Raw genomic sequence first — 19,925 nt, 5'->3', positions numbered from 1 at the left:
CATGGCAAGAACGCAACAGCAGCGCCGGGAGGAGACCATCGCACGCCTGCTCGACGCCAGCATCGACACCATCGTCGACGTCGGATACGCGAGGGCGTCGGCGGCGGTGATCGCAAAGCGTGCGCAGGTTTCCGACGGCGCGCTGTTCCGGCACTTCCCGACGATGGGCGATTTCATGGCGGCTACCGCGAGGGAGGTGATGCGGCGGCAACTTGGTCTGTTCTCGAAGCAGGTCGCCGAGATCCCGGCGGACAGGCCGGCTCTCGAAGCCGGGCTGACCATCCTGCGCGACGTCACGGGTAACTCCACCAACACCGTGATGTACGAGCTTCTCGTCGCGGCGCGCACCGACGAAAAGCTCCGGGCCACATTGAAAGACGTCCTCACCGAGTACGCCGCGAACATCTATGAGACGGCCAGGGCGCTCCCCGGTGCCGAGCAGTTCTCGGCGGAGACCTTTGCCGCGCTGGTCGCGATCCTCACCAACACCTTCGACGGCGCGGCGATCGTACGTGCGGTGCTGCCGCAGCCGGAGCTCGAGGACCGGCGCATCGAGCTGCTGACGGCCCTACTCAGCGGCCAGTCACCGGCGCAGGAGGGCTGACGCCGCGCGCCAGCGCGACGAGGTGCACCGCAATCCCCACCAGCGGTCCGCACATCAGCGCGACCACGGTGCGAGTCTCGAGGCTCAGCGGTAACAGCAACAGCGCCGTCGACGCGATCGTCGCCGAGACCCACCCCATCGAATACGAACGGTGCAGCGCCGCGGCCACCGTCGCGGCTCCGGTCAACGTCAACAACGCGATCATGATCGCCGCTGCGGTCAGCCACGCCAATAGTGCACCGCCGGCGCGGTATTCGGCGCCGAACCCGGTGCGAAGCAACCAAGGGCCGAATACCCCCGCGGCCAGCACACCGAGTAAACCGATCGTCACCACCAGGGCGGTCGGCGCGATGAGCGCTCTCAGCCGGTGCGTGCGTTTGTCGACGAAATAGGCGATCAGGTTCCCCTGCATGGCCGACAGCGGCACCAGCAGCGGAGCGCGCGTCAGCGTCACGGCCAGAATCACCACCCCGCCCGTGGTGCCCAGATCTCCCGAGGTCGCCTTGAGCAGAACCGGAAAGCCCATCACGAGGATCGCACCGGCGCTTGCGGCGGCGATCGAATGCGACGCCCCGCGCAGAAATGTCAGTGTGCTGCCCGGCGTCAGCAGCCGTGCGGCGGCCCGCGTCGTCGGTGAGACGATCAACATGATCAGCCACGCGATCGAGCCCGCCACGGTGGCCCACAGGTACCCGACCAGCCCCCAGCCCACAGCGAACGTCGCCACGGCGACCGTCAGCCGCATGCCGGCGTCGGTCACCATCACCAATCCGTACTGACTCCACCGGTCCACCCCGGCGAGCATCCCGAGCAGCGTCGCATGCATGCAGAAGCAGAAAAGTCCGAAGCACAGCAGCGCCACGCTCAGCCATCGCGATTCGGAGAACACGTGCCCCGACCACAGCGGTGCGGTCGCGGCGATCACCGCCGCCGCCACGATGCCGACCATCGCCGCGACCCGCATCGGATGCGTATGCGGCCCGGCGGCGACGTCGGTATCGCGTGCCGAACGCACCTCCCGCGTCGCCTCCTGCAACAGCCCGGATGTCGCGCCCGTCATCAGGCCGACCGCACCCCAGAACACCCCGAAAACCGAGAAGCCCGCGGGTTCCAGGTCTCGGGCGGCCAAATAGAGCATGCCGTAGACGAACAGCGCGGTCAGTGCCGTCGCGATGCCGATGCGGGTCACGCTCGCCCGGGTGGTCGGGCCCGTTCCCAGACCGGCCTCGGTCATGGGAAGTCCAGGTCGGGTAGCTCTGTGGAGTACAGCCACGCCGCCCACAACGGCCGCAGGGATTCGTTGGTGTAATTCGAAGCGAGCCCGGTGAAGTCGTCGGTGACCACGGTGCTGTGCCGGTGCCGCCCCGTCCAATCACGCAGCAGCGCAAAGAAGTTGTCGTCACCGATGCGCCGTCGCAACACGTGCAGGGTGAGTGCGCCCCGCTTGTACACCCGGTCGTCGAACATGTCGCGCGCGCCGGGGTCCGCCAACAGTAGGTCCTCCGGCGAGTCGGCGAGCCGCTGGTAGTAATGGCGTGCCCAGTCGTCGGCGCTGCGACCGCCCGAGTGCTCCGACCACAGCCACTCCGCGTAGCACGCGAAGCCCTCGTGCAACCAGATGTGCCGCCAGCGCTGAGCCGTGACGGAATTACCGAACCATTGGTGAGCCAATTCGTGCGCGATCAAACGCTCGGCACTGCCATTCCCGTCGCAGTGATTGGCGCCGAAGATCGAAATACCCTGCGCCTCGAGCGGTATCTCCAGATCGTCGTCGGTGACCACGACGGTGTAGCCGGTCGCCAGTGGATACGGGCCGAACAGTTTGACGAACAGCTTCATCATCTGGGGCTGATCGGCGAAGTCCTGATTGAAGTTGCGCCGCAACCGATCCGGCAGGACTGCGTGCATGGCAACGCCGTTCTTGGCCATGCGGTGCCTGTTGTAGACCCCGATCTGCAACGTCATCAGATATGTCGACGTCGGCTCAGCCTGCTCATAGGTCCAGGTGGTCATGCCTGCCCGCGCGCGCCGCGACACCAGCTCGCCATTGGCCAGGGCGTAGTACGGGGTCTCGGTGCTGATCCGGATGGAGAAGCTGGCCTTGGCGCTGGGGTGGTCGTCACATGGAAACCACGACGCCGCGCCGTTCGGTTGGCCGGCCACCAGAACCCCCTCGGTCAATTCTTCGAAACCGACATCACCCCAGTGGGAGTGGATCGGCTTCGGAGAACCGCCGTAGCGCACGACGATCGACATCGCCGCGCCTGCGGGCAGGTCGTCGGCCAGTCCGATCTGCAGCTTGTTGTGCGCCGACCTGAACTGCGCGGGCCTGCGCCCATTGACGGTCACCTTGGTCACTGTGAGCGCATGGGACAGGTCGAGGGTGAAGCTGCCCAGCGCGGCAAGCGTCACCGCGGTGATGGTGGCCGACCCGGTCAGCCGGTTGATCGCCACCTTGTATTCCAGGTCGAGTTCGTAGCGCGACACCCGGTAGCCGAAGTTGCCGTTGGCCGGGATGTATGGATCTATGACGGGCGCAGGTCCCTTCTTCTTGCCTCGTGTCACGCGGCGACGTCTTTTGGCTTCTTGGGCGCCGGGTCCGGTGTGTCCCCGCCGCGCTTCTTACGGAACAAATTCCACGGCGCGATGGGATTGCCGAACCAGCGGGTCGAGGGCGGCACCTCGTCGCCACGCATCACCAAGGAGGCCGGGCCGACCGTAGCACCCGCTCCGATCCGTGCGGCGGGCAACGCGACGCAGTGCGGCCCGAGCGTCGAACCCTCCTCCAGCACAACGGTGTCCATCCGCATGATGCGGTCGTGGAACAGGTGTGTCTGAACGACGCAGCCCCGGTTGACGGTCGACCCTTTGCCGAGGGTGACCAGGTCGGCCTCGGGCAACCAATACGTCTCACACCACACGCCGCGCCCGATCGACGCGCCGAGTGCGCGCAGCCAGAGGTTCATCACCGGCGTGCCCGTGGCGGCGCGGGCGAACCACGGTGCTGCGACGGTCTCGACGAAGGTGTCCGATACCTCGTTGCGCCATACGAACGCAGACCACAGCGGATGCTCGATCGCCCGAATGGGGCCCACTACAACCCATTTCGCGATCACCGCGATGCCACCCGCAATGGCGCCCGCCACCAGCAGGACGATGCCGCCGGCCAACGCGGACCACAGCCAGCCGAAGGTGACGGCGAGCCACTGCAGCGCCAACAGCACCGCGACGCCGATCGCGAACGTCACGATCAGCGGGATGATCCGGCAGGTTTCCACCATGGCGCGCAGGACCTTCAGCCGCAGCGACGGATGAAATGTGCGCAGCGTGTCCGCAGCGGTCGGCTTGCGCCGCAACCGAACCGGCGGGCTACCGAGCCAGGATGACCCTGCCTTGGCTTTGTGCGGCGTGGCGGACAGCACCGCGACCAACCCGTCGTCGGGCACCTTTCGCCCGGGTTGCGTGATGCCGGAGTTGCCGAGGAACGCGCGCTTACCGATGGTGGCTTTCGCGACGTGGATCCAGCCGCCACCGAGTTCATAGGACGCCACCATGGTGTCGTCGGCCAGGAACGCTCCGTCTTCGATCACGGTGAACTTCGGTGTCAGCAGCGCTGTCGAGATCTCGGTGCCGCGGCCCACTTTCGCGCCGAGCACGCGCAGCCACCACGGTGTCAGCAGGCTGGCGTACAGCGGGAAGAGGTAGTTGCGCGCGGCATCCATCAGACGTTCGGTGGCCCATATCTGCCAGCCGATGCGGCTGCGTACCGGGTGATAGCCCTCGCTGAGCCAAAGGGAGAGCAAACGGACCCCGACCACCGTCAGCAGTGCGTACGTCAGCACCGCGGCCACGGTCGCCACCGGAGTCCACAGGGCCGCGGGTGCGATCGCCGTTGTAACCGTGTCAGCACCACGGATACCCCACGTGATAACGGCGAGGCCGACACCGAGCGCCAGCAGCGGCACGGCGCCGAGGAGCATCGACGTCACCCCGTAGACCGTCACCCACAGCGGCGCCCTGCGGGGGCGGTGATCCGGCCACGGATGGCGGGCCTTGCCCGATTTCACCGCGGGTGAGCCTTTCCAGTACTGGCCGTTCTTGACCTTCCCGACGACCCCCGAACCCGGAGCGACGTCGGCGTTCTTGCCGATCACCGCGCCGGGCAGCAGTGTCGTGCGGGCACCGATGGTGGCGTCGTTGCCTACGCTGATCCGGCCGAGGTGGAAGTGGTCGCCGTCGATCCAGTGACCCGTGAGGTCGACCTCGGGTTCGACCGAGCTCCGGTGCCCGAGCTTCAGCATGCCGGTCACAGGCGGGGACGAGTGCAGGTCGACGCCCTTGCCAACCGTGTTGCCGAGCGCGCGGGCGTAGTACACCAGCCACGGCGCCCCGGCCAGGTTCTCCGCGCCGCTGGCCTCCGCGAGGCGTTCGGCGAACCACACCCGCAGATGTTCCGGCCCACCCCGGCGGTAGGTGCCGGGCTCGAGCCCCGACAGCAGCGTCCGCGCGAACAGCACCGCGATGCCCATCCGGCCCAGCGGCGTGACGAACAGACCGAAGCCCGCCGCGAGCCACCACCAGCCGATGGGTGTCGCCCACGGCAGCAGGTCCAGTTCGGCGGCCACGTTGTTGGCCAGCGCCAGCCAGACAACCCATTGCAGCGCCGTGAGCGTGGCCAGCGGAAGCGTAAGGGCCACCTGGACGGCCTGGGTGATCCGCGAAGTCGGTTTGACCACACGGGTTTCCACCCGGGGTGGCGGGTCGAGGTCGTCGAGGTATCCGGCCAGCGACCCGAGCCGCGGATGGTCGTACAAGTCGGCGACGGTCACCTGCGGATACCGCTGACGCAGCGCGGCGACCAGTTGAGCGGCCGACAGCGACCCTCCACCGAGCGCGAAGAAGTCGGCCTCCGGACCCTCGATCGGGGCGGCGAGGACGTCGCGCCACAGACCCGCCAGCCAGCCCATCGTTCCGGCAAGGTCGGGCGCGTCGGCGCCGATCGGTTCGCCTGGCGCCGGCCACGGCAGCGCGTTGCGGTCGACCTTGCCGGACGTCCGGGTGGGCAGTTCGTCCACGAGCACGAGGCGCGGCACCAGCGCTGCGGGCAGCGCTTCGGCCAGGGTCGCGCGCGCGGCAGACAGGTCGAACGACGGATCGGCGCTGGCGATGTAGCCGACCAGCAGAGGGGTGCCGCTGGCCGTGCGCCGCACCGCGGCCGCGCCGCCGCTGACGCCGGGCAGATTGACCAGCGCCGAATCCACCTCGCCGAGTTCGATCCGCCGGCCGCCGACCTTCACCTGGTCGTCCGCGCGACCCTGGAAGTAGAGGCCGTCGTCCTCGAGGCGGACCAGATCACCGCTCCGGTACGCGCGACTCCACCCCAGAGTCGGCATCGGCGCGTATTTCTCGGCGTCCTTTTCCGGATCCAGATAGCGGGCCAGTCCGACACCGCCGATGACGAGTTCGCCGACCTGGCCCAAGGACACCGGCGCACCGTGCTGGTCGACCACCGCCAGATCCCAGCCGGTCAGCGGCAGCCCGATGCTCACCGGTCGCTTGTTTTTTCCCGGGTCGCTGCGCTCCTGCCCTCCGACCCCGCGAAGCCGCGCCGCGCACGCCACCACGGTCGCCTCGGTGGGGCCGTAGGTGTTCCACACCTCGCGGCCCTCGACCGCGAGCCGCTCGGCCAGCTCCGGCGGGCAGGCCTCACCGCCGAAGATCAGCAGCCGCACCGCCTCCAGTGCCTCGGCCGGCCACAACGCCGCGAGCGTAGGCACCGTCGACACGACCGTGATGTCGCGGGACACCAGCCACGGACCCAGGTCCATGCCGCTGCGCACCAGCGACCGAGGCGCAGGCACCAGGCACGCGCCGTTCCGCCATGCCAGCCACATCTCCTCGCACGACGCGTCGAATGCCACCGACAGACCGGCGAGTACTCGGTCGTTTGGCCCGATCGGACTGTCCTGCAGGAACATTCGTGCTTCCGCGTCGACGAACGCGGCGGCACTTCGGTGCGTGACAGCAACACCCTTGGGGGTACCGGTGGATCCCGAGGTGAAGATGATCCACGCGTCGTCACGGCCGAGTGGGGCGGCGGCGCGCCAGCCGCGGGAAGAACCCTGCGCGCGGATCAGGCCCGCCTCGGTGATGATCGCCACCACTTTGGCCTCGCTGAACACCAACTCGGCGCGCTCGTCGGGGTCGTCCGCGTCGACCGGGACGTAGGCGGCGCCGCTGGCGAGTGTCGAGAGGATCGCCACGTACAGCGCGTACGTGCCCGACGGCATCCGGATTCCGATGCGGTCGCCGCGACCGATGCCCCTGGTGGCCAGCCATTCGACGCTGTCTTCGATATCGGCGATCAGCTCGGCGTAGGTGAGCTGCACCTCGCCGTCGTCGATGGCAGGCGAATCGGGATGCCGGGCCGCCGTGTCGTAGAGGATGTCGATGAGCGTGCGGGGTTCGGGCGCCTGCGGCGACAGCATGTACTGCGCAGGTACCTCCGGCGGAACGGCCCCAGTCACGGCTACAAAACTACTAAGTGCCGGCGTTTGCGCATACGCGCCGCACGCGGGTTTGGTTTCCCCGATTTCGGGCAATCGCGGTTACCTGGCAGAATCATGAGCGGAGGGGAGTATTCCTTCGCCGCAGTGTCGTCATCACGTCGACCTCCATCGGACGACCGGTGCTGCGGACCACGCGGTTATCCGCTGTGGTGGGAGAGACCTCCGGCGTTTTTCGGGCTGCATCCGCGGCTCGCCGCGACGACCGGAGGTTTTGTGAACGTTTCTCAACTCGAGTGGATCATCACGCTGGGCGTGACGATCGCGATTCTGTTGTTCGACGTCATCGTGATCGGGCGGCGCCCGCACGAACCGTCGAAGCGCGAAACCGGGACGTACCTGACGATCTACATCGGGCTCGCCGTGGCATTCGGGTTGTGGGTGTGGTTCTTCCACGGCAGCCAGTTCGGTCTCGAATTCTTCGCGGGCTGGCTCACCGAGTACAGCCTGTCGGTGGACAACCTGTTCATCTTCCTGATCATCATGGCCAGCTTCAATGTGCCGAGGAAATTCCAGCAGCAGGCGCTGTTGGTCGGCATCATCCTGGCGCTCATCTTCCGCGGCATCTTCATCGCGCTCGGCGCCGTCGCCATCAACCAGTTCTCTTGGGTCTTCTACGTTTTCGGGGCGTTCCTGGTCTACACCGCGATCAACCTGGTGCGTGACACCGACCACGACGACGACGCCGACAACTTCGTGGTGCGCTTCGCCCGCAACCACCTGAGCCTCACCGAGAAGTGGGACGGCCTGAAGCTGTGGATCAAGGAGGACGGCAATCGGCTGATGACGCCGATGTTTCTCGTGATTGTCGCGCTGGGTACCACCGACCTGCTTTTCGCGCTGGACTCCATTCCCGCGATCTATGGCCTGACCCGCGAGCCCTACCTGGTGTTCACCGCGAACGTGTTCGCGCTGATGGGTCTGCGCCAGCTGTACTTCCTGCTGGGTGATCTGCTCAAGCGGCTGGTCTACCTGTCGCAGGGCCTGGCCATCATCCTGGCGTTCATCGGCGTCAAGTTGGTCCTGCACGCGCTGCACGAGAACGAGCTGCCGTTCATCAACGGCGGTGAGCACGTGCCGGTGCCGGAGATCCCCACGCTGGCCAGCCTCGGCGTGATCATTGTGACGTTGCTCATCACCACCGCCGCCAGCCTGTACAAGACGCGGGTCCACGATGCGAAGAACGGCCAGGCCAAGGACGCTCAGGGTCCGGAGGAGTCCGAGGAGAGCTTGGACTCGCGCTGACCGTAAGTATCGACGGCAGCTGGGGCACGGGCCTAACGTGGCGGTTGTGCGGCTATTCGTGGCAGACGGCGCTGACGGGCAATGGAGCGAGTTGACCGACGGTGCCGCGCCGGCCGTGCGAGTCGCCGCGGACGATCTGTTGCAGGCGAAGCGGGCCCGCACCCGTATCCGGGCGGATTCCGACGAAGTCGCCGTCATCCTCGACGTGACCGTGGCGGTGGCGGCCGATTTCCGTTCGGCACGCAACGAACTCGAATCCGTCGACGGTGTGCGCTACGCGGGCACGGTCGGCGGCCTGGCGGGGTTGATCGCCGATATCGAATCGGCAGGAGTGGCAGACGGTGTCACGTTGATCGCGGCGACACCGCACCAGGATCTGCGCGCGCTTGGTCTGGACGTGCTCGACTGGCTGGCCCTTCGCGGTCAGGCGAGGGCTTCGTAAAACAGGCGCGCATACCGGTTGGTGCGGTCGGTGCCGACTGTGCCGGGACCCATCCTGTTCATCACGTAGGCAAACGTGGCTCGATGTTCGGGGTTCATCACGATCGCCGAACCACCCCAACCGCCCCACCAACAGATCTTGCCCTCCGGGACGGCGGGAACACTCTCAGGAGTGGGCAATCCGAAGCCGATGCCAAACCGTAGTGGGGTGAAGAGTACCTGGTCGACGCCGCTGGATTGCTCCTGGAAGATCAAGTCGATGGTTGCAGGGCTGAGCACCTGAACGCCGTTTGCCTTACCGCCCAACGAGATCGGCGACAGTGCGCGCGCGAGTGCCCGTGCATTGCCGTGCCCGTTCGCGCCACCGATATCCGCACGCCGCCACGCTGTGGTTTCAGCGATCGCTGCGAAGTCCGGGGCAGCCCGGAACGCCGCGAATGTTCTCAGCATCGGGTGATCCGCGGGCAATGCGTCGTACGGCAGATCAAGAGCCGGCGGCGGAATCAGTTCAGCGATGCGGTGGTCGTCTTCGGCGCGGGCGCCGATCTGGACGTCCGCGTCGAGGGGATCGGCGATCTCCTCGCAAACGAACGCCTTGAGCGTCTTGCCGGTGATACGACGGATCACCTCGCCGATCAGATGACCGTAGTTGATGGCGTGGTATCCCGAGGCCGTGCCGGGCTCCCACCACGGCGCCTGTCCGGCGAGGAGGCTGGTCGACTTCTCCCAGTCGTAGATGTCATCGACGTCGAACGGCATGTCCCACCCCGAAACCCCCGACGTGTGAGCCAGGAGGTGGTGGACTTCGATGTCCCGCTTGCCGTTCTCGGCGAATTCCGGCCAATACTTGGCGACGGGAGCGTAGGGGTCGAGCAGACCTCGGTCGATGAGTATCAACGCCGACAGCGCGGTGAGTGTCTTCGTGCATGACCAGAAGTTGACGATGGTGTTCTCGGACCACGGCACGGTCTTGGCTCGGTCCGCATGTCCGCCCCACATGTCGACGACGTACTCGCCGTCGATGTCAATGGCGATCGATGCGCCGAGTTCCTCACCGCGGGTGATCTCGTCGGCGAGCGCCTCGGCCACCTTGTCGAACTGCGGATCGCAGTGCCCGTGCAGTACCTCATGCATCGGACCATCATGCGGCGTCTGACGTGGCTTTGTTCCGGCAATTGCAAAGTGGCGTCCACGTCAGGGGAGTACGTTCTGCATGTCCGAGAGTCAATGTCGAGGAGAGAGAGCAGGCATGCGCAGACTCACCATGGCGGTCGCCGTAGCCGCACTGATGACAGGGCCGATACTTACCGCACCGACAGCCGGGGCGGGTTCGGTTCCTGATACGACCTACACCCAGCCTTCGGTCCCTGCGGTTCCCAAGGTGATCGCCCTCGACTGCTACGGCACCACGGGCAACATGGGCTGCGGCCCCGGCTGGTTCTGGCGGGACGGATGGCGCGGATGGGCGTGCTACCCATGCTGACGATGAACACGTATGCGAAGGCGGCGGCGATGTTCGCCGCCATGGCCGTTGCGGCGACGATCGGCGGGTTGGGTTCTGCCGCAGCGCAACCCGACCTCAGCACGCTACCCGTGGACCCGAACCTCCTCACGGACTCGCTGGCGTACAGCTCGGCTCCGTTCATCATCAACCCGAACGGTCAGCAAGGTGTGCAGGCGGAGTACACCCACCGCGAAGGCGGTACCCGGTCAATCACCACCAGCATCCTGCTCTATCCCAACGAGCAGGCCGCGCTTGCTTCGTTGTCGTCGGCTGCGGATCAGGTGGCCATGCCGAGGAAGGTGGCCGCGGCGGTGGGCGCCAACGGGAATTTGGTCGCGGGAACGACGAACAATGGGACGCAGTCGACAAGTGTATTGACATTCACCCAGGGCAACGCGGCGACGACGATCGAGTTCGACGGTCCGGTCAACGATCCTGCACCGGACGACTTCGTGATCGACCTCGGCAAGAAGCAGGACACGGCAATCCTGGACTGGCAAGGAGTCTGACTCCTCACCAGTTGTCGTAGCCGCCCTCGGGGCCCAGCATGCGCTCGAGGCGGGTGCGGTTGATGCGCGCCAACTCGTTTCGCACGATCTTGCGCTCGGTGTCGGCGTCGTTGTGCAGACGGTCCGACATGGTCGCGAGCACATCGTGTGCGGTGAAGCCGTTGATGAACATGACGAAGCCGAAGCCGAAATGCTCCAGATAGCGCTTCGACGCCTGCGCCAGCCGCTCCATCACCTCGGGCTCGTCGCACCAGATGGCGCACTGCTCTGCCGCTGACTTCTCGCTGCCCGGTCTGCGCCCGATGTCCGGGTAGGCCTGCAGGATCGTGTCGACCGATTCCTCGGAGAGCCCGAACAACAGTGCGTCGGCCGCCCGGTAGAGCTCGTCGTGGCTGGAGAATGCCCGACCGCGGCACAGATCGGCCGCCAGCGGCACGCTGTAGCAGCATTCATAGATCGCGTGCACGGCCCGTCGCATCGGCATTGCGTTGAACGCCTCGAGGCCGATCCCCTGATGCATCAACACGTCGTCATCATCGAATCCGCACGGTACGCGCGCGTTACCGAATGTTACGGCGATGAAAATTTAGGGCCTGGAAAATGGTCCGCAGAATCAGTGGCCCGCAGCTTTGAACCGCTCGACCGACGCCTGGAGCTCCGCCTCGGCTTGTTCGCGTCCTACCCAGTCCGCGGCCTTGACGTACTTACCTGGTTCGAGGTCCTTGTAGTGCACGAAAAAATGCTTGATCGCCTCGAGCTCGTAGCTCGGCACGTCGCCGAGATCCTGGATGTGGTCCCAGCGCACGTCGCCCGCGGGCACGCAGAGGAGTTTGTCGTCGCCGCCTGCTTCGTCGGTCATCTGGAACATCGCGACCGGCCGTGCCTCGACGATGCAGCCGGGAAAAACGGACTCCGGGAGCAGCACCAGCGCATCGAGCGGATCGCCGTCCTCGCCGAGCGTGTTCTCGAAGAAGCCGTAATCCGCGGGATACGCCATCGCCGTGTACAGGTAGCGGTCGAGCTTCACCCGCCCGCTGTCGTGGTCGACCTCGTACTTATTGCGCGATCCCTTCGGGATCTCGATGACTACGTCAAATTGCACGGCATCACCCTAATCCAGGCTGATTCTCCATTCCCCGCCACGGTCAGCCGCCTACGATTCTGGCGACCTACCCGGGAGGCGCGATGGGCAGAATGGCGAACGGCTGGGCTCTGGCGAAGCAGAGCTGGGCGGTTCTGAAGAAAGACAGGTCGCTGGCGATCTTCCCGATCCTGTCGACGATTTTCGCGATGATCGCCGTCGTCGCGATCATGGTGCCGACCGCGTTGGTCACAGGCACGTTCGTGAACGGAACGGTCGAACAGAACAATCCCGTGATTGCCGTCGTGGCGGTCGTGACCATATATGTGTCGACGTTCATCACGATCTTCTTCAACGTGGCGCTGGCCGCATGTGCCGCGCGCTCGTTGCGTGGCGAGGACACCACGGTCGGCGAGGGTATCGCGGCCGCGACGCGCCAGCTCGGGCCGATCCTGGGCTGGACCCTCGTCGCGGGCACCGTCGGGCTGATACTGCAGATCCTCGAGGACCGCTTCCCGCTGCTGGGCAGGATCGCAGTGTGGATCGCCGGTGCCGCGTGGGCGGTGGCGACATATTTCGTGATCCCTGTGATCGCGCTGGAGGGAACCGGCCCGATTCGTTCGCTGAAACGATCGGTACAGGTCGTCAGGGCGAAGTGGGGTGAGGGTGTGACCGGGCAGGTCGCGATCTCGGGGGTCACGGGTCTGATCGTGTTCGGGATGGTCCTCGTCGGTGGCGGCGTCGCGTACGCGCTCGTCGCTGTCGGACTCACGCCGTTTGCGATCGCTGTCGGCGCCGTGACGGTGGCCGCGGTGATCGTCGTCGCCATCATCGCCAGCGCGCTCAACTCGATCTTCCGCGTGGCCGTGTACGAGTACGCGGCCACGGGTCAGGCACCTGCCGCGTTCGACAGCGGGCTCGTGCAGGCGGCGTTCGGCGGGCGCACTCGGCGGGCGTGACACAGCGCAACGGATACCCTGCATATATGCGGCCGACGACGTGGGGGCGATCCACCCATGCGTTGATCGCGGTGGCGGTGCTGGTGGTGGTTGCCGCTGTGGTGGCGGTGTCGGCCGTGATGACCGGCGAGGGCTCCACCGAGGCGGCAGCGGCCAAGCCGACCCCCGCGGCAGCGACCGCGAACCCTGGTGTCGTGCCCGTCGCCGACTCTGCCGAAAAGCCCACTCCCGACCGGCTGGCCGCCGTGCTCGCGCCTGCGCTCGCCGATCCCAACCTCGGCAAGTTCACCGGCCGAATCACCGATGCGATCACCGGGGCCGAACTCTGGTCGCAGGGCGCGGACCTGCCGATGCAGCCGGCGTCGACGAACAAGACCCTGACCGCCGCGGCGGCGCTGCTGACCCTCGACCGCGACGCCCGGCTCACCACCCGGGTGTTCAGCACGACCAAGCCCGGCGTCGTGGTGTTGATGGGCGGCGGTGACCAGACGTTGTCCGCGGCCCCGGCTGGCGAGGCGACGTGGTACCGCGACGCGGCGCGGATCAGCGACCTGGCCGACCAGGTGAAAGCCGCCGGTATCGACGCCAAGTCGGTGCAGGTCGACGTGAGCGCCTACACCGGTCCGACGATGGCGCCGGGTTGGGATCCGGCAGACGTCGACGGCGGCGATATCGCGCCGATGGAGTCGGTGATGCTCGACGGTGGGCGCACCCAACCCGTGAGCGTCGATTCCTGGAGATCCAAGACGCCCGCGCTGGACGCCGGGCGCGCGCTGGCCTCGGCGCTGGGCGTCGACCCGGCGAAGGTGACCGTGGTCCCGGGGGCCGCGCGCGGCGGCCAGGAGATCGCGTCGGTGCAATCGCCGCCGCTCATCGACCGGCTGCGCGACATGATGAACGCCTCGGACAACGTGATGGCCGAGTCGACCGGCCGCGAGGTCGCCGCCGCACTCGGCCGCCCGCAGAGTTTCGCCGGTGCGGTTCAGGCGGTGCTCGGCCAACTCGACGCCGCCAAGATCGACACCACCAACGCCAGGCTCTTCGACTCCAGCGGGTTGTCCATGGATGACCGGCTCACCGCGGAGACCCTCGACGAAGTCATCAACGCCGCCGCGGGCAGCGCCCAACCCAAGATGCGATCGCTGGTCGAGTTGCTGCCCATCGCAGGTGGCAGCGGCACCCTGTCCAACCGCTACCTCGACACCGACGCAGGCCGGTCCGCCGCCGGATTCCTGCGTGCCAAGACGGGATCGCTGACCGGCGTGAACTCGTTGGCGGGCATCATCACCGACGCCAGCGGGCGGGTGCTCACGTTCGCCCTGATCTCCAACGACGCCGGACCGACGGGCCGTGTCGCGCTCGACACCTTCGCCGCGGTCCTGCGGTCGTGCGGATGCAGCGCATGAGCACCGAGACGCAGCCATCGCCCAGCGTCGGACGGGCCGTCGACTGGAAGTTCGCCGCCGAAGTCGGGGAAAAGCTCGTGCGGCCGGGCCCTGCGGCCTCCGACTACACCCGCCGCCAGGTCATCGAGCAGCTGGCCGAGGCGTCACGCGACGCCGAGGTGCCGGTGCGTGAGGTCACCGGCCTCAACGAGGGCGGCGCGATTCCCGAGGCCCGCATCGTGGACCGCGCGCAGTGGATCAACGCGGCGACGAAGTCGATGCGGGTGATGACCGGCGGCACGGAGGAGCCGAAGGGTTTCATCAGCGGGCGGATCACCGGCGCGCAGACCGGGGCGGTGCTCGCGTTCGTATCCCAGGGCATCCTCGGCCAGTACGACCCGTTCGGTCCCGACGGTGGCGAGCTTCTGCTGGTGTACCCCAACGTGATCGGCGTGGAGCGCCAATTGCGGGTTCAGCCAACTGATTTCAGGCTCTGGGTGTGTCTGCACGAGGTCACCCACCGGGTTCAGTTCCGGGCCAACCCGTGGCTGGCAGACCATATGTCGCAGTCACTCGCGGTGCTCACGCAGGACGCCGGCGACGACGTCGGCCAGATGGTGGGCAGGCTCGCGGCGTTCGTCCGCAGCCGCCGCGACTACGTCGTCGACTCCGAGACAGATCCCAATTCGGCGGGGATGATCGGCCTGATGCGCGCCGTTCAGGCCGAGCCGCAGCGGCGGGCGTTGGACCAGTTGCTGGTGTTGGGCACGCTTCTCGAGGGTCATGCCGACCATGTGATGGATGCCGTCGGGCCCAAGGTGGTGCCGTCGGTGGCGACCATCCGCAGGCGCTTTGATGAACGGCGTCAGCGCAAACAGCCTCCGCTGCAACGGATCATGCGGGCATTGCTCGGTTTCGACGCCAAGCTCAGCCAGTACACCCGCGGCAAGGCGTTCGTCGACCACGTGGTGTCCCGGGTCGGGATGACACGGTTCAACACCGTCTGGTCCAATGCGGAAACACTGCCGCAGCCAACGGAAATCGACAAGCCACAGCGGTGGATCGACAGAGTGCTGTAGCCGCGCTGCATGCGGCGGTGAAGACCTTCGAACGCGAGCATGCGGTTGCCGACCAACGCTGGTGTGTCGCGCTGTCGGGGGGTGCCGACTCGCTGGCACTGACGGCGATTGCGGCCAACGCCAAACCGACGACGGCGCTGATCGTCGACCACCGATTGCAGACCGACTCCGACAAGGTGGCGACAACCGCGCGCGAACAGGCGCTCGCGTTGGGATGTGTTGAGGCTCAGGTGCTTCGCGTCGACGTGGGCACCGCAGGCGGTCCCGAGGCCGCCGCGCGCACCGCACGCTACCGGGCGCTGGACACCGCACGGGCCGGGGCGTCGGTACTGCTCGCGCACACACTCGACGATCAGGCCGAGACCGTGCTGCTCGGCCTGGGCCGCGGTTCGGGGGCCCGCTCCATCGCCGGGATGCGCCCGCACGACCCGCCGTGGTACCGCCCGCTGCTCGGTGTGCGACGCGAAGTGACGCATGCGGCGTGCGCCGAGCTGAACCTGACACCGTGGCAGGACCCGCACAACGTCGATCGCCGGTACACCAGGACGAGGCTGCGCGGCGAGGTGCTCCCACTGCTTGAGGACGTGCTCGGTGGCGGCGTCGCCGAGGCGTTGGCGCGCACCGCCGCCGCGCTGCGCGAGGACACCGAGGCGCTCGACGATCTGGCGGGCCATGAGCTCGGCGAGGTATCGACCGCAGCAGGCCTCGACACCTCGCGCCTGCGCGACCTGCCGGAGGCCGTTCGGCGGAGGGTCATTCGAGGCTGGCTGCTGGCAGGCGGCGCCAGCGGACTGACCGACAAACAGATCCGCGGGGTGGACACCCTGGTGACCGCATGGCGCGGACAGGGTGGGGTCGCGGTGGGATCGCCGCTGCGCAGCCGGCGGCTGATCGCGGGCCGGCGCGACGGGATGCTGACCCTGCACACCGAGCCTGTGTGAAACATGGCACGCTGTGCACGTGGCCGCGCACACCACCGAGATGTACTCCGGAGACATCAAGTCGGTGCTGCTCTCGTCTGAGGAGATCCAGGCGAAGGTCGCCGAACTCGGGGCGAGGCTCGGCGACGACTACCGCGATGCCATCGCCGAGAATGGCCAGGATCTGCTGCTCATCACGGTGCTCAAGGGCGCGGTCTTCTTCGTCACCGACCTGGCCAGGGCGATCCCGGTGCCCACCCAGCTGGAGTTCATGGCGGTCAGTTCCTACGGCTCGTCGACGTCGTCGTCGGGCGTGGTGCGCATCCTCAAGGATCTCGATCGCGACATCAACGACCGTGACGTGCTGATAGTCGAGGACATCGTCGACTCCGGATTGACGCTGTCCTGGCTGCTGCGCAACCTCGCGACCCGGCATCCGCGTTCGTTGAAGGTCTGCACGCTGATGCGTAAACCCGATGCCGTGCGCGCCGACGTCGAGATCGCCTACGTCGGTTTCGACATCCCCAACGAGTTCGTCGTCGGCTACGGCCTCGACTACGCCGAGCGCTATCGGGACCTGCCCTACATCGGCACGCTGGACCCCAAGGTGTACGAGGAGCTGTAGTCGGCGCAAGATGAGGGCGTGACCGAAACAGCCCTTCGGATCTGTCCTTTGTGCGAGGCCACCTGCGGCCTGACCCTGACGATCGACGACGGCAGGCTCACCGGCGCCCGCGGCGATCGTGACGATGTGTTCAGCCACGGGTTCATCTGCCCGAAGGGTGCGAGTTTCGCCGAACTCGACAACGACCCCGACCGGTTGGCGCGGCCGCTGGTGCGGCGCGACGGCGTGCTGACCGAGGCCACGTGGGACGAGGCGTTCGCAGCGGTCGCCGAAGGCCTCAACGCCGTCATCGCCGAGCACGGCGGAACCTCGGTCGGTGTGTATCTGGGCAATCCGAGCGCGCACACGGTGGCGGGCGCGCTGTATCCGCCCGTGATCATCCGCGCCCTCGGCACCAGGCAGGTATTCAGCGCGAGCACGCTCGACCAGATGCCCAAGCACGTCGCGCTCGGGCTCATGTTCGGCAGCCCGGTCGCGTTCACCGTGCCCGATCTCGACCGCACCGACTACCTCGTCGTCATCGGCGCGAATCCCCTTGTGTCCAACGGAAGTCTGGCCACCGCCGCCGATTTTCCCGGCAAGTTGCGGGCGCTGCGCAAGCGCGGCGGCACGCTGGTCGTCATCGATCCCGCGCGCACGCGCACCGCCGAACTCGCCGATCGTCACATCGCGGTCCGCCCGGGTACCGACCCGGCGCTGATGCTCGCCGTCGTGCATGTGCTCTTCGACGAGGGCCTTGTCGACCTCGGCACAGTTGCCGGCCATGTCAACGGTCTCGATGAGGTCCGCGCCGTCGCGGCGGACTTCGGCCCGGACACGGTCGCCGAATACTGCGGGGTCGCCGCCGATGAGATCCGGTCGCTGGCCCGTGAACTCGCCGCCGCGCCGACCGCCGCCGTCTACGGCCGAATCGGCACCTCCACCGTCGAATTCGGAACGCTCGGCAGCTGGCTGGTGGACGTCATCAACGTCCTGACGGGCAATCTCGACCGTGCGGGCGGGGCGATGTTCCCGCTCGGCGCGACGGCACCCGCACCCCGTCCGCCGAAGACAGGGCGCGGCTTCCGGATCGGACGCTGGCACAGCCGCGTCTCCGGTCACCCCGAAGCGCTGTCCGAATTTCCGGCGGCCGCACTCGCCGAGGAGATCGACACACCCGGCGACGGACAGATCAAGGCGACGATCACCATCGCCGGAAACCCCGTGCTCTCCGCCCCCGACGGCGACCGCCTCGACCGTGCGCTCGACGGCGTCGAGTTCATGGTGAGCGTCGATCCGTACCTCAACGAGACGACGCGTCATGCCGACGTCATCCTGCCGCCACCACCGCCCTCGCAGACCGCCCACTTCGACTTCGCACTCAACAACCTCGCGGTGCGCAACAACGTCCGGTATTCGCCGCCGGTGCTGCCCGCGGCCGGTCGACCCGACGAGGCGGAGATCCTGTCGCGGATCGCGCTCGTCCTCTTCGGCTCCGGCGCCGACGGCGATCCCGCTGTCGTCGACGAACAGGTCATCGCGATGGCATTGGCCAAGGAGACCGCCGATCCCGGCTCGCCGGTCGCAGGCCGTCCCGTCGCGGAACTGACCGCGATGCTCGCGCCCGGGCCCGGGTACGAGCGCCGCCTCGACATGATGCTGCGACTGGGGGCGTATGGCGACGCGTTCGGCGCCAAGCCCGACGGTCTGACACTGCAGCGACTCAAAGAGATGCCGCACGGTGTGGACCTCGGCCCGCTGCAGCCGCGCCTGTCCGAGGTGCTGCGAACCCCAACGGGGCGAATCGAACTCGCGCCGCAGCCGCTCATCGAGGACGCGGCGCGACTTCGGGAGTCACTCCACCGGCGCGCCGATCGATTCGTCCTCATCGGACGACGCCATCTGCGTTCCAACAACAGTTGGATGCACAACGTGCCCGCGCTCGCAGGTGGCAGCAACAAGTGCACGCTGCGGATCCACCCCGACGACGCCGCCGATCTGGGCTTGACCGACACCGCGGTCGTGAAGGGCCCCGGCGGCGAACTGCTGGCTCCGATCGAGATCACCGACAGCATGCGGCGCGGGGTGGTGTCTCTTCCACACGGGTGGGGTCATGACCGCGGCGGCACCGGCCAGGAGATCGCGGCGCGAGATCCCGGGGTCAACGTCAATCAGCTCAACGCAGGCAATCAGCTCGACCGGCTGTCGGGCACCGCCGTGCTGAACGGGATACCGGTCGACATCGCTCCCGCCGGCTAGGTGAGCTCCCAGATCACCGTCACGTTGAAACTGACGGTCTGCTGGCCCGGTTCGACCGGCACCGGTGCGGCCATCGCCATCTCGGCGCCGCCGCGCGGCATCGGAACCGGCGGCGCGGATCCGGGCGCCTCCGAGATCGAGATGACCTTGCCGAGAGTCAGACCCGACAGTCCTGCGTACTGACCGGCGCGATCCTTTGCATCGTTGAAGGCACGGCTGCGGGCGTCGCGGACGAGTTGACTGTCGTCGTCGATCGAATAGTTCACATTGTTGATCCGGGTGGCGTTCCCGCCGGTGCTGATGATGAGCGCGAGCGCCTGCGATGCCGCGTCGAGCTGGCGGATCTTCACGTCGATCGAGTTGCTCGCCTGGTAGCCGACGATGGTGGTGCTGTCGGTGGTCGGCGAGAACTGCGGCTGCAGGCTCACTTGCGTTGTGCTGATGTCTTTCCGGTCCACACCAGCATCCACCAGCGCGTTGATCACCCCGAGCTGACGATCGCTGACCTGGTTCATCGCGCCGGTGACGTCGGGGGCCGTGAACTCGATCGACGCGTTGACGTTCAACGTGTCCGGTGTGCCCTTGACTTCACCGGAGCCGACGACGGTGACCTGTCGGACGTCGGGGTCCGGGGTCGTCAGAGTGCTGATCGGTCCCGAGGTCGAATCGCAACCCGACAGTGTGGCAACAAGTCCTGCGGCGGCGAGAACGAGGAGTCGGGTGGGCAACTTCGCCCGGGCAGCGATCGGCATGAGAGGCACCATACCGT

At 67.2% G+C, this 19,925-nt stretch carries 18 protein-coding genes; 11 read left to right on the top strand and 7 right to left on the bottom strand.

The window, feature by feature from the left end; all coding sequences use genetic code 11:
• The first annotated feature begins 1 nt into the window (after position 1).
• A complete protein-coding gene (locus tag AB4Z42_RS18695) occupies positions 2–604 on the top strand; it encodes a TetR/AcrR family transcriptional regulator (protein WP_442010705.1) in 603 nt (200 codons plus the stop codon).
• Here the strand turns inward: AB4Z42_RS18695 and AB4Z42_RS18690 are convergent.
• Genes AB4Z42_RS18690 through AB4Z42_RS18680 form a run of 3 tightly spaced genes read right to left on the bottom strand, consistent with a single transcriptional unit; the run spans position 573 to position 7,092 of the window.
• Positions 573–1,838: a hypothetical protein gene (locus AB4Z42_RS18690; protein ID WP_442010704.1), complete on the bottom strand. Its 1,266-nt coding sequence runs from the start codon at positions 1,836–1,838 to the stop codon at positions 573–575. The genes AB4Z42_RS18695 and AB4Z42_RS18690 overlap by 32 nt on opposite strands.
• Entirely contained in the window at positions 1,835–3,169 is a 1,335-nt protein-coding gene (locus AB4Z42_RS18685) for a M1 family metallopeptidase (RefSeq protein WP_442010703.1), read from the bottom strand. The genes AB4Z42_RS18690 and AB4Z42_RS18685 overlap by 4 nt, the downstream gene beginning before the upstream one ends.
• Positions 3,166–7,092 carry a Pls/PosA family non-ribosomal peptide synthetase gene (locus AB4Z42_RS18680; RefSeq protein ID WP_442010901.1) on the bottom strand — a complete coding sequence of 1,309 codons (3,927 nt, stop codon included), beginning with the start codon at positions 7,090–7,092 and terminating at the stop codon, positions 3,166–3,168. The genes AB4Z42_RS18685 and AB4Z42_RS18680 overlap by 4 nt, the downstream gene beginning before the upstream one ends.
• Positions 7,093–7,386: 294 nt before the next feature.
• Here AB4Z42_RS18680 and AB4Z42_RS18675 point away from each other — a divergent pair, with 294 nt between their 5' ends.
• Both AB4Z42_RS18675 and AB4Z42_RS18670 read left to right on the top strand, forming a co-directional pair.
• On the top strand, positions 7,387–8,415 hold the full coding sequence (locus AB4Z42_RS18675; protein ID WP_442010702.1) for a TerC family protein: 1,029 nt from the start codon (positions 7,387–7,389) through the stop codon (positions 8,413–8,415).
• 46 nt (positions 8,416–8,461) lie between these two features.
• On the top strand, positions 8,462–8,857 hold the full coding sequence (locus AB4Z42_RS18670) for a hypothetical protein (protein WP_442010701.1): 396 nt from the start codon (positions 8,462–8,464) through the stop codon (positions 8,855–8,857).
• Here the strand turns inward: AB4Z42_RS18670 and AB4Z42_RS18665 are convergent.
• Positions 8,839–9,990: a serine hydrolase domain-containing protein gene (locus AB4Z42_RS18665; protein ID WP_442010700.1), complete on the bottom strand. Its 1,152-nt coding sequence runs from the start codon at positions 9,988–9,990 to the stop codon at positions 8,839–8,841. The genes AB4Z42_RS18670 and AB4Z42_RS18665 overlap by 19 nt on opposite strands.
• A 115-nt stretch (positions 9,991–10,105) precedes the next feature.
• On the opposite strand from AB4Z42_RS18665, the gene AB4Z42_RS18660 reads away from it, so the two are divergent.
• Complete coding sequence (locus AB4Z42_RS18660) at positions 10,106–10,339, top strand: hypothetical protein (protein ID WP_442010699.1); 234 nt, start codon at positions 10,106–10,108, stop codon at positions 10,337–10,339.
• A complete protein-coding gene (locus AB4Z42_RS18655) occupies positions 10,318–10,869 on the top strand; it encodes a hypothetical protein (RefSeq protein WP_442010698.1) in 552 nt (183 codons plus the stop codon). Before AB4Z42_RS18660 ends, AB4Z42_RS18655 begins: the two co-directional genes overlap by 22 nt.
• A 4-nt stretch (positions 10,870–10,873) precedes the next feature.
• Here the strand turns inward: AB4Z42_RS18655 and AB4Z42_RS18650 are convergent, their stop codons facing one another.
• Complete coding sequence (locus AB4Z42_RS18650) at positions 10,874–11,389, bottom strand: 2-oxo-4-hydroxy-4-carboxy-5-ureidoimidazoline decarboxylase (RefSeq protein ID WP_442010900.1); 516 nt, start codon at positions 11,387–11,389, stop codon at positions 10,874–10,876.
• A gap of 93 nt (positions 11,390–11,482) precedes the next feature.
• Complete coding sequence (locus tag AB4Z42_RS18645) at positions 11,483–11,971, bottom strand: inorganic diphosphatase (RefSeq protein ID WP_442010697.1); 489 nt, start codon at positions 11,969–11,971, stop codon at positions 11,483–11,485.
• Between the two features lie 83 nt (positions 11,972–12,054).
• On the opposite strand from AB4Z42_RS18645, the gene AB4Z42_RS18640 reads away from it, so the two are divergent.
• From AB4Z42_RS18640 to AB4Z42_RS18615, 6 genes are read left to right on the top strand one after another with little or no spacing between them, the layout of a single operon-like run.
• The gene (locus AB4Z42_RS18640) at positions 12,055–12,909 is read left to right on the top strand and encodes a DUF6159 family protein (RefSeq protein WP_442010696.1); all 855 of its coding nucleotides are present in this window, start codon (positions 12,055–12,057) and stop codon (positions 12,907–12,909) included.
• A 26-nt stretch (positions 12,910–12,935) separates the two neighbouring features.
• Complete coding sequence (gene dacB / locus AB4Z42_RS18635; protein WP_442010695.1) at positions 12,936–14,315, top strand: D-alanyl-D-alanine carboxypeptidase/D-alanyl-D-alanine endopeptidase; 1,380 nt, start codon at positions 12,936–12,938, stop codon at positions 14,313–14,315.
• A complete protein-coding gene (locus AB4Z42_RS18630; protein ID WP_442010694.1) occupies positions 14,303–15,373 on the top strand; it encodes a zinc-dependent metalloprotease in 1,071 nt (356 codons plus the stop codon). The genes dacB and AB4Z42_RS18630 overlap by 13 nt, the downstream gene beginning before the upstream one ends.
• Positions 15,352–16,314, top strand: a complete 963-nt coding sequence (gene tilS / locus AB4Z42_RS18625) for a tRNA lysidine(34) synthetase TilS (protein ID WP_442010693.1) — start codon at positions 15,352–15,354, stop codon at positions 16,312–16,314. The genes AB4Z42_RS18630 and tilS overlap by 22 nt, the downstream gene beginning before the upstream one ends.
• Before the next feature lie 40 nt (positions 16,315–16,354).
• On the top strand, positions 16,355–16,918 hold the full coding sequence (gene hpt, locus AB4Z42_RS18620) for a hypoxanthine phosphoribosyltransferase (RefSeq protein ID WP_442010899.1): 564 nt from the start codon (positions 16,355–16,357) through the stop codon (positions 16,916–16,918).
• An 18-nt stretch (positions 16,919–16,936) separates the two neighbouring features.
• Positions 16,937–19,156, top strand: a complete 2,220-nt coding sequence (locus AB4Z42_RS18615) for a molybdopterin-dependent oxidoreductase (protein WP_442010692.1) — start codon at positions 16,937–16,939, stop codon at positions 19,154–19,156.
• Here the strand turns inward: AB4Z42_RS18615 and AB4Z42_RS18610 are convergent.
• The gene (locus AB4Z42_RS18610) at positions 19,153–19,908 is read right to left on the bottom strand and encodes an SIMPL domain-containing protein (protein WP_442010691.1); all 756 of its coding nucleotides are present in this window, start codon (positions 19,906–19,908) and stop codon (positions 19,153–19,155) included. The two genes, AB4Z42_RS18615 and AB4Z42_RS18610, sit on opposite strands and share 4 nt — an antisense overlap.
• Positions 19,909–19,925 lie beyond the last annotated feature (17 nt).

It is taken from the genome of Mycobacterium sp. 2YAF39, from assembly GCF_052114565.1.
GTDB lineage: Bacteria > Actinomycetota > Actinomycetes > Mycobacteriales > Mycobacteriaceae > Mycobacterium.
This window is presented reverse-complemented; position numbering and strand designations above follow the sequence as displayed.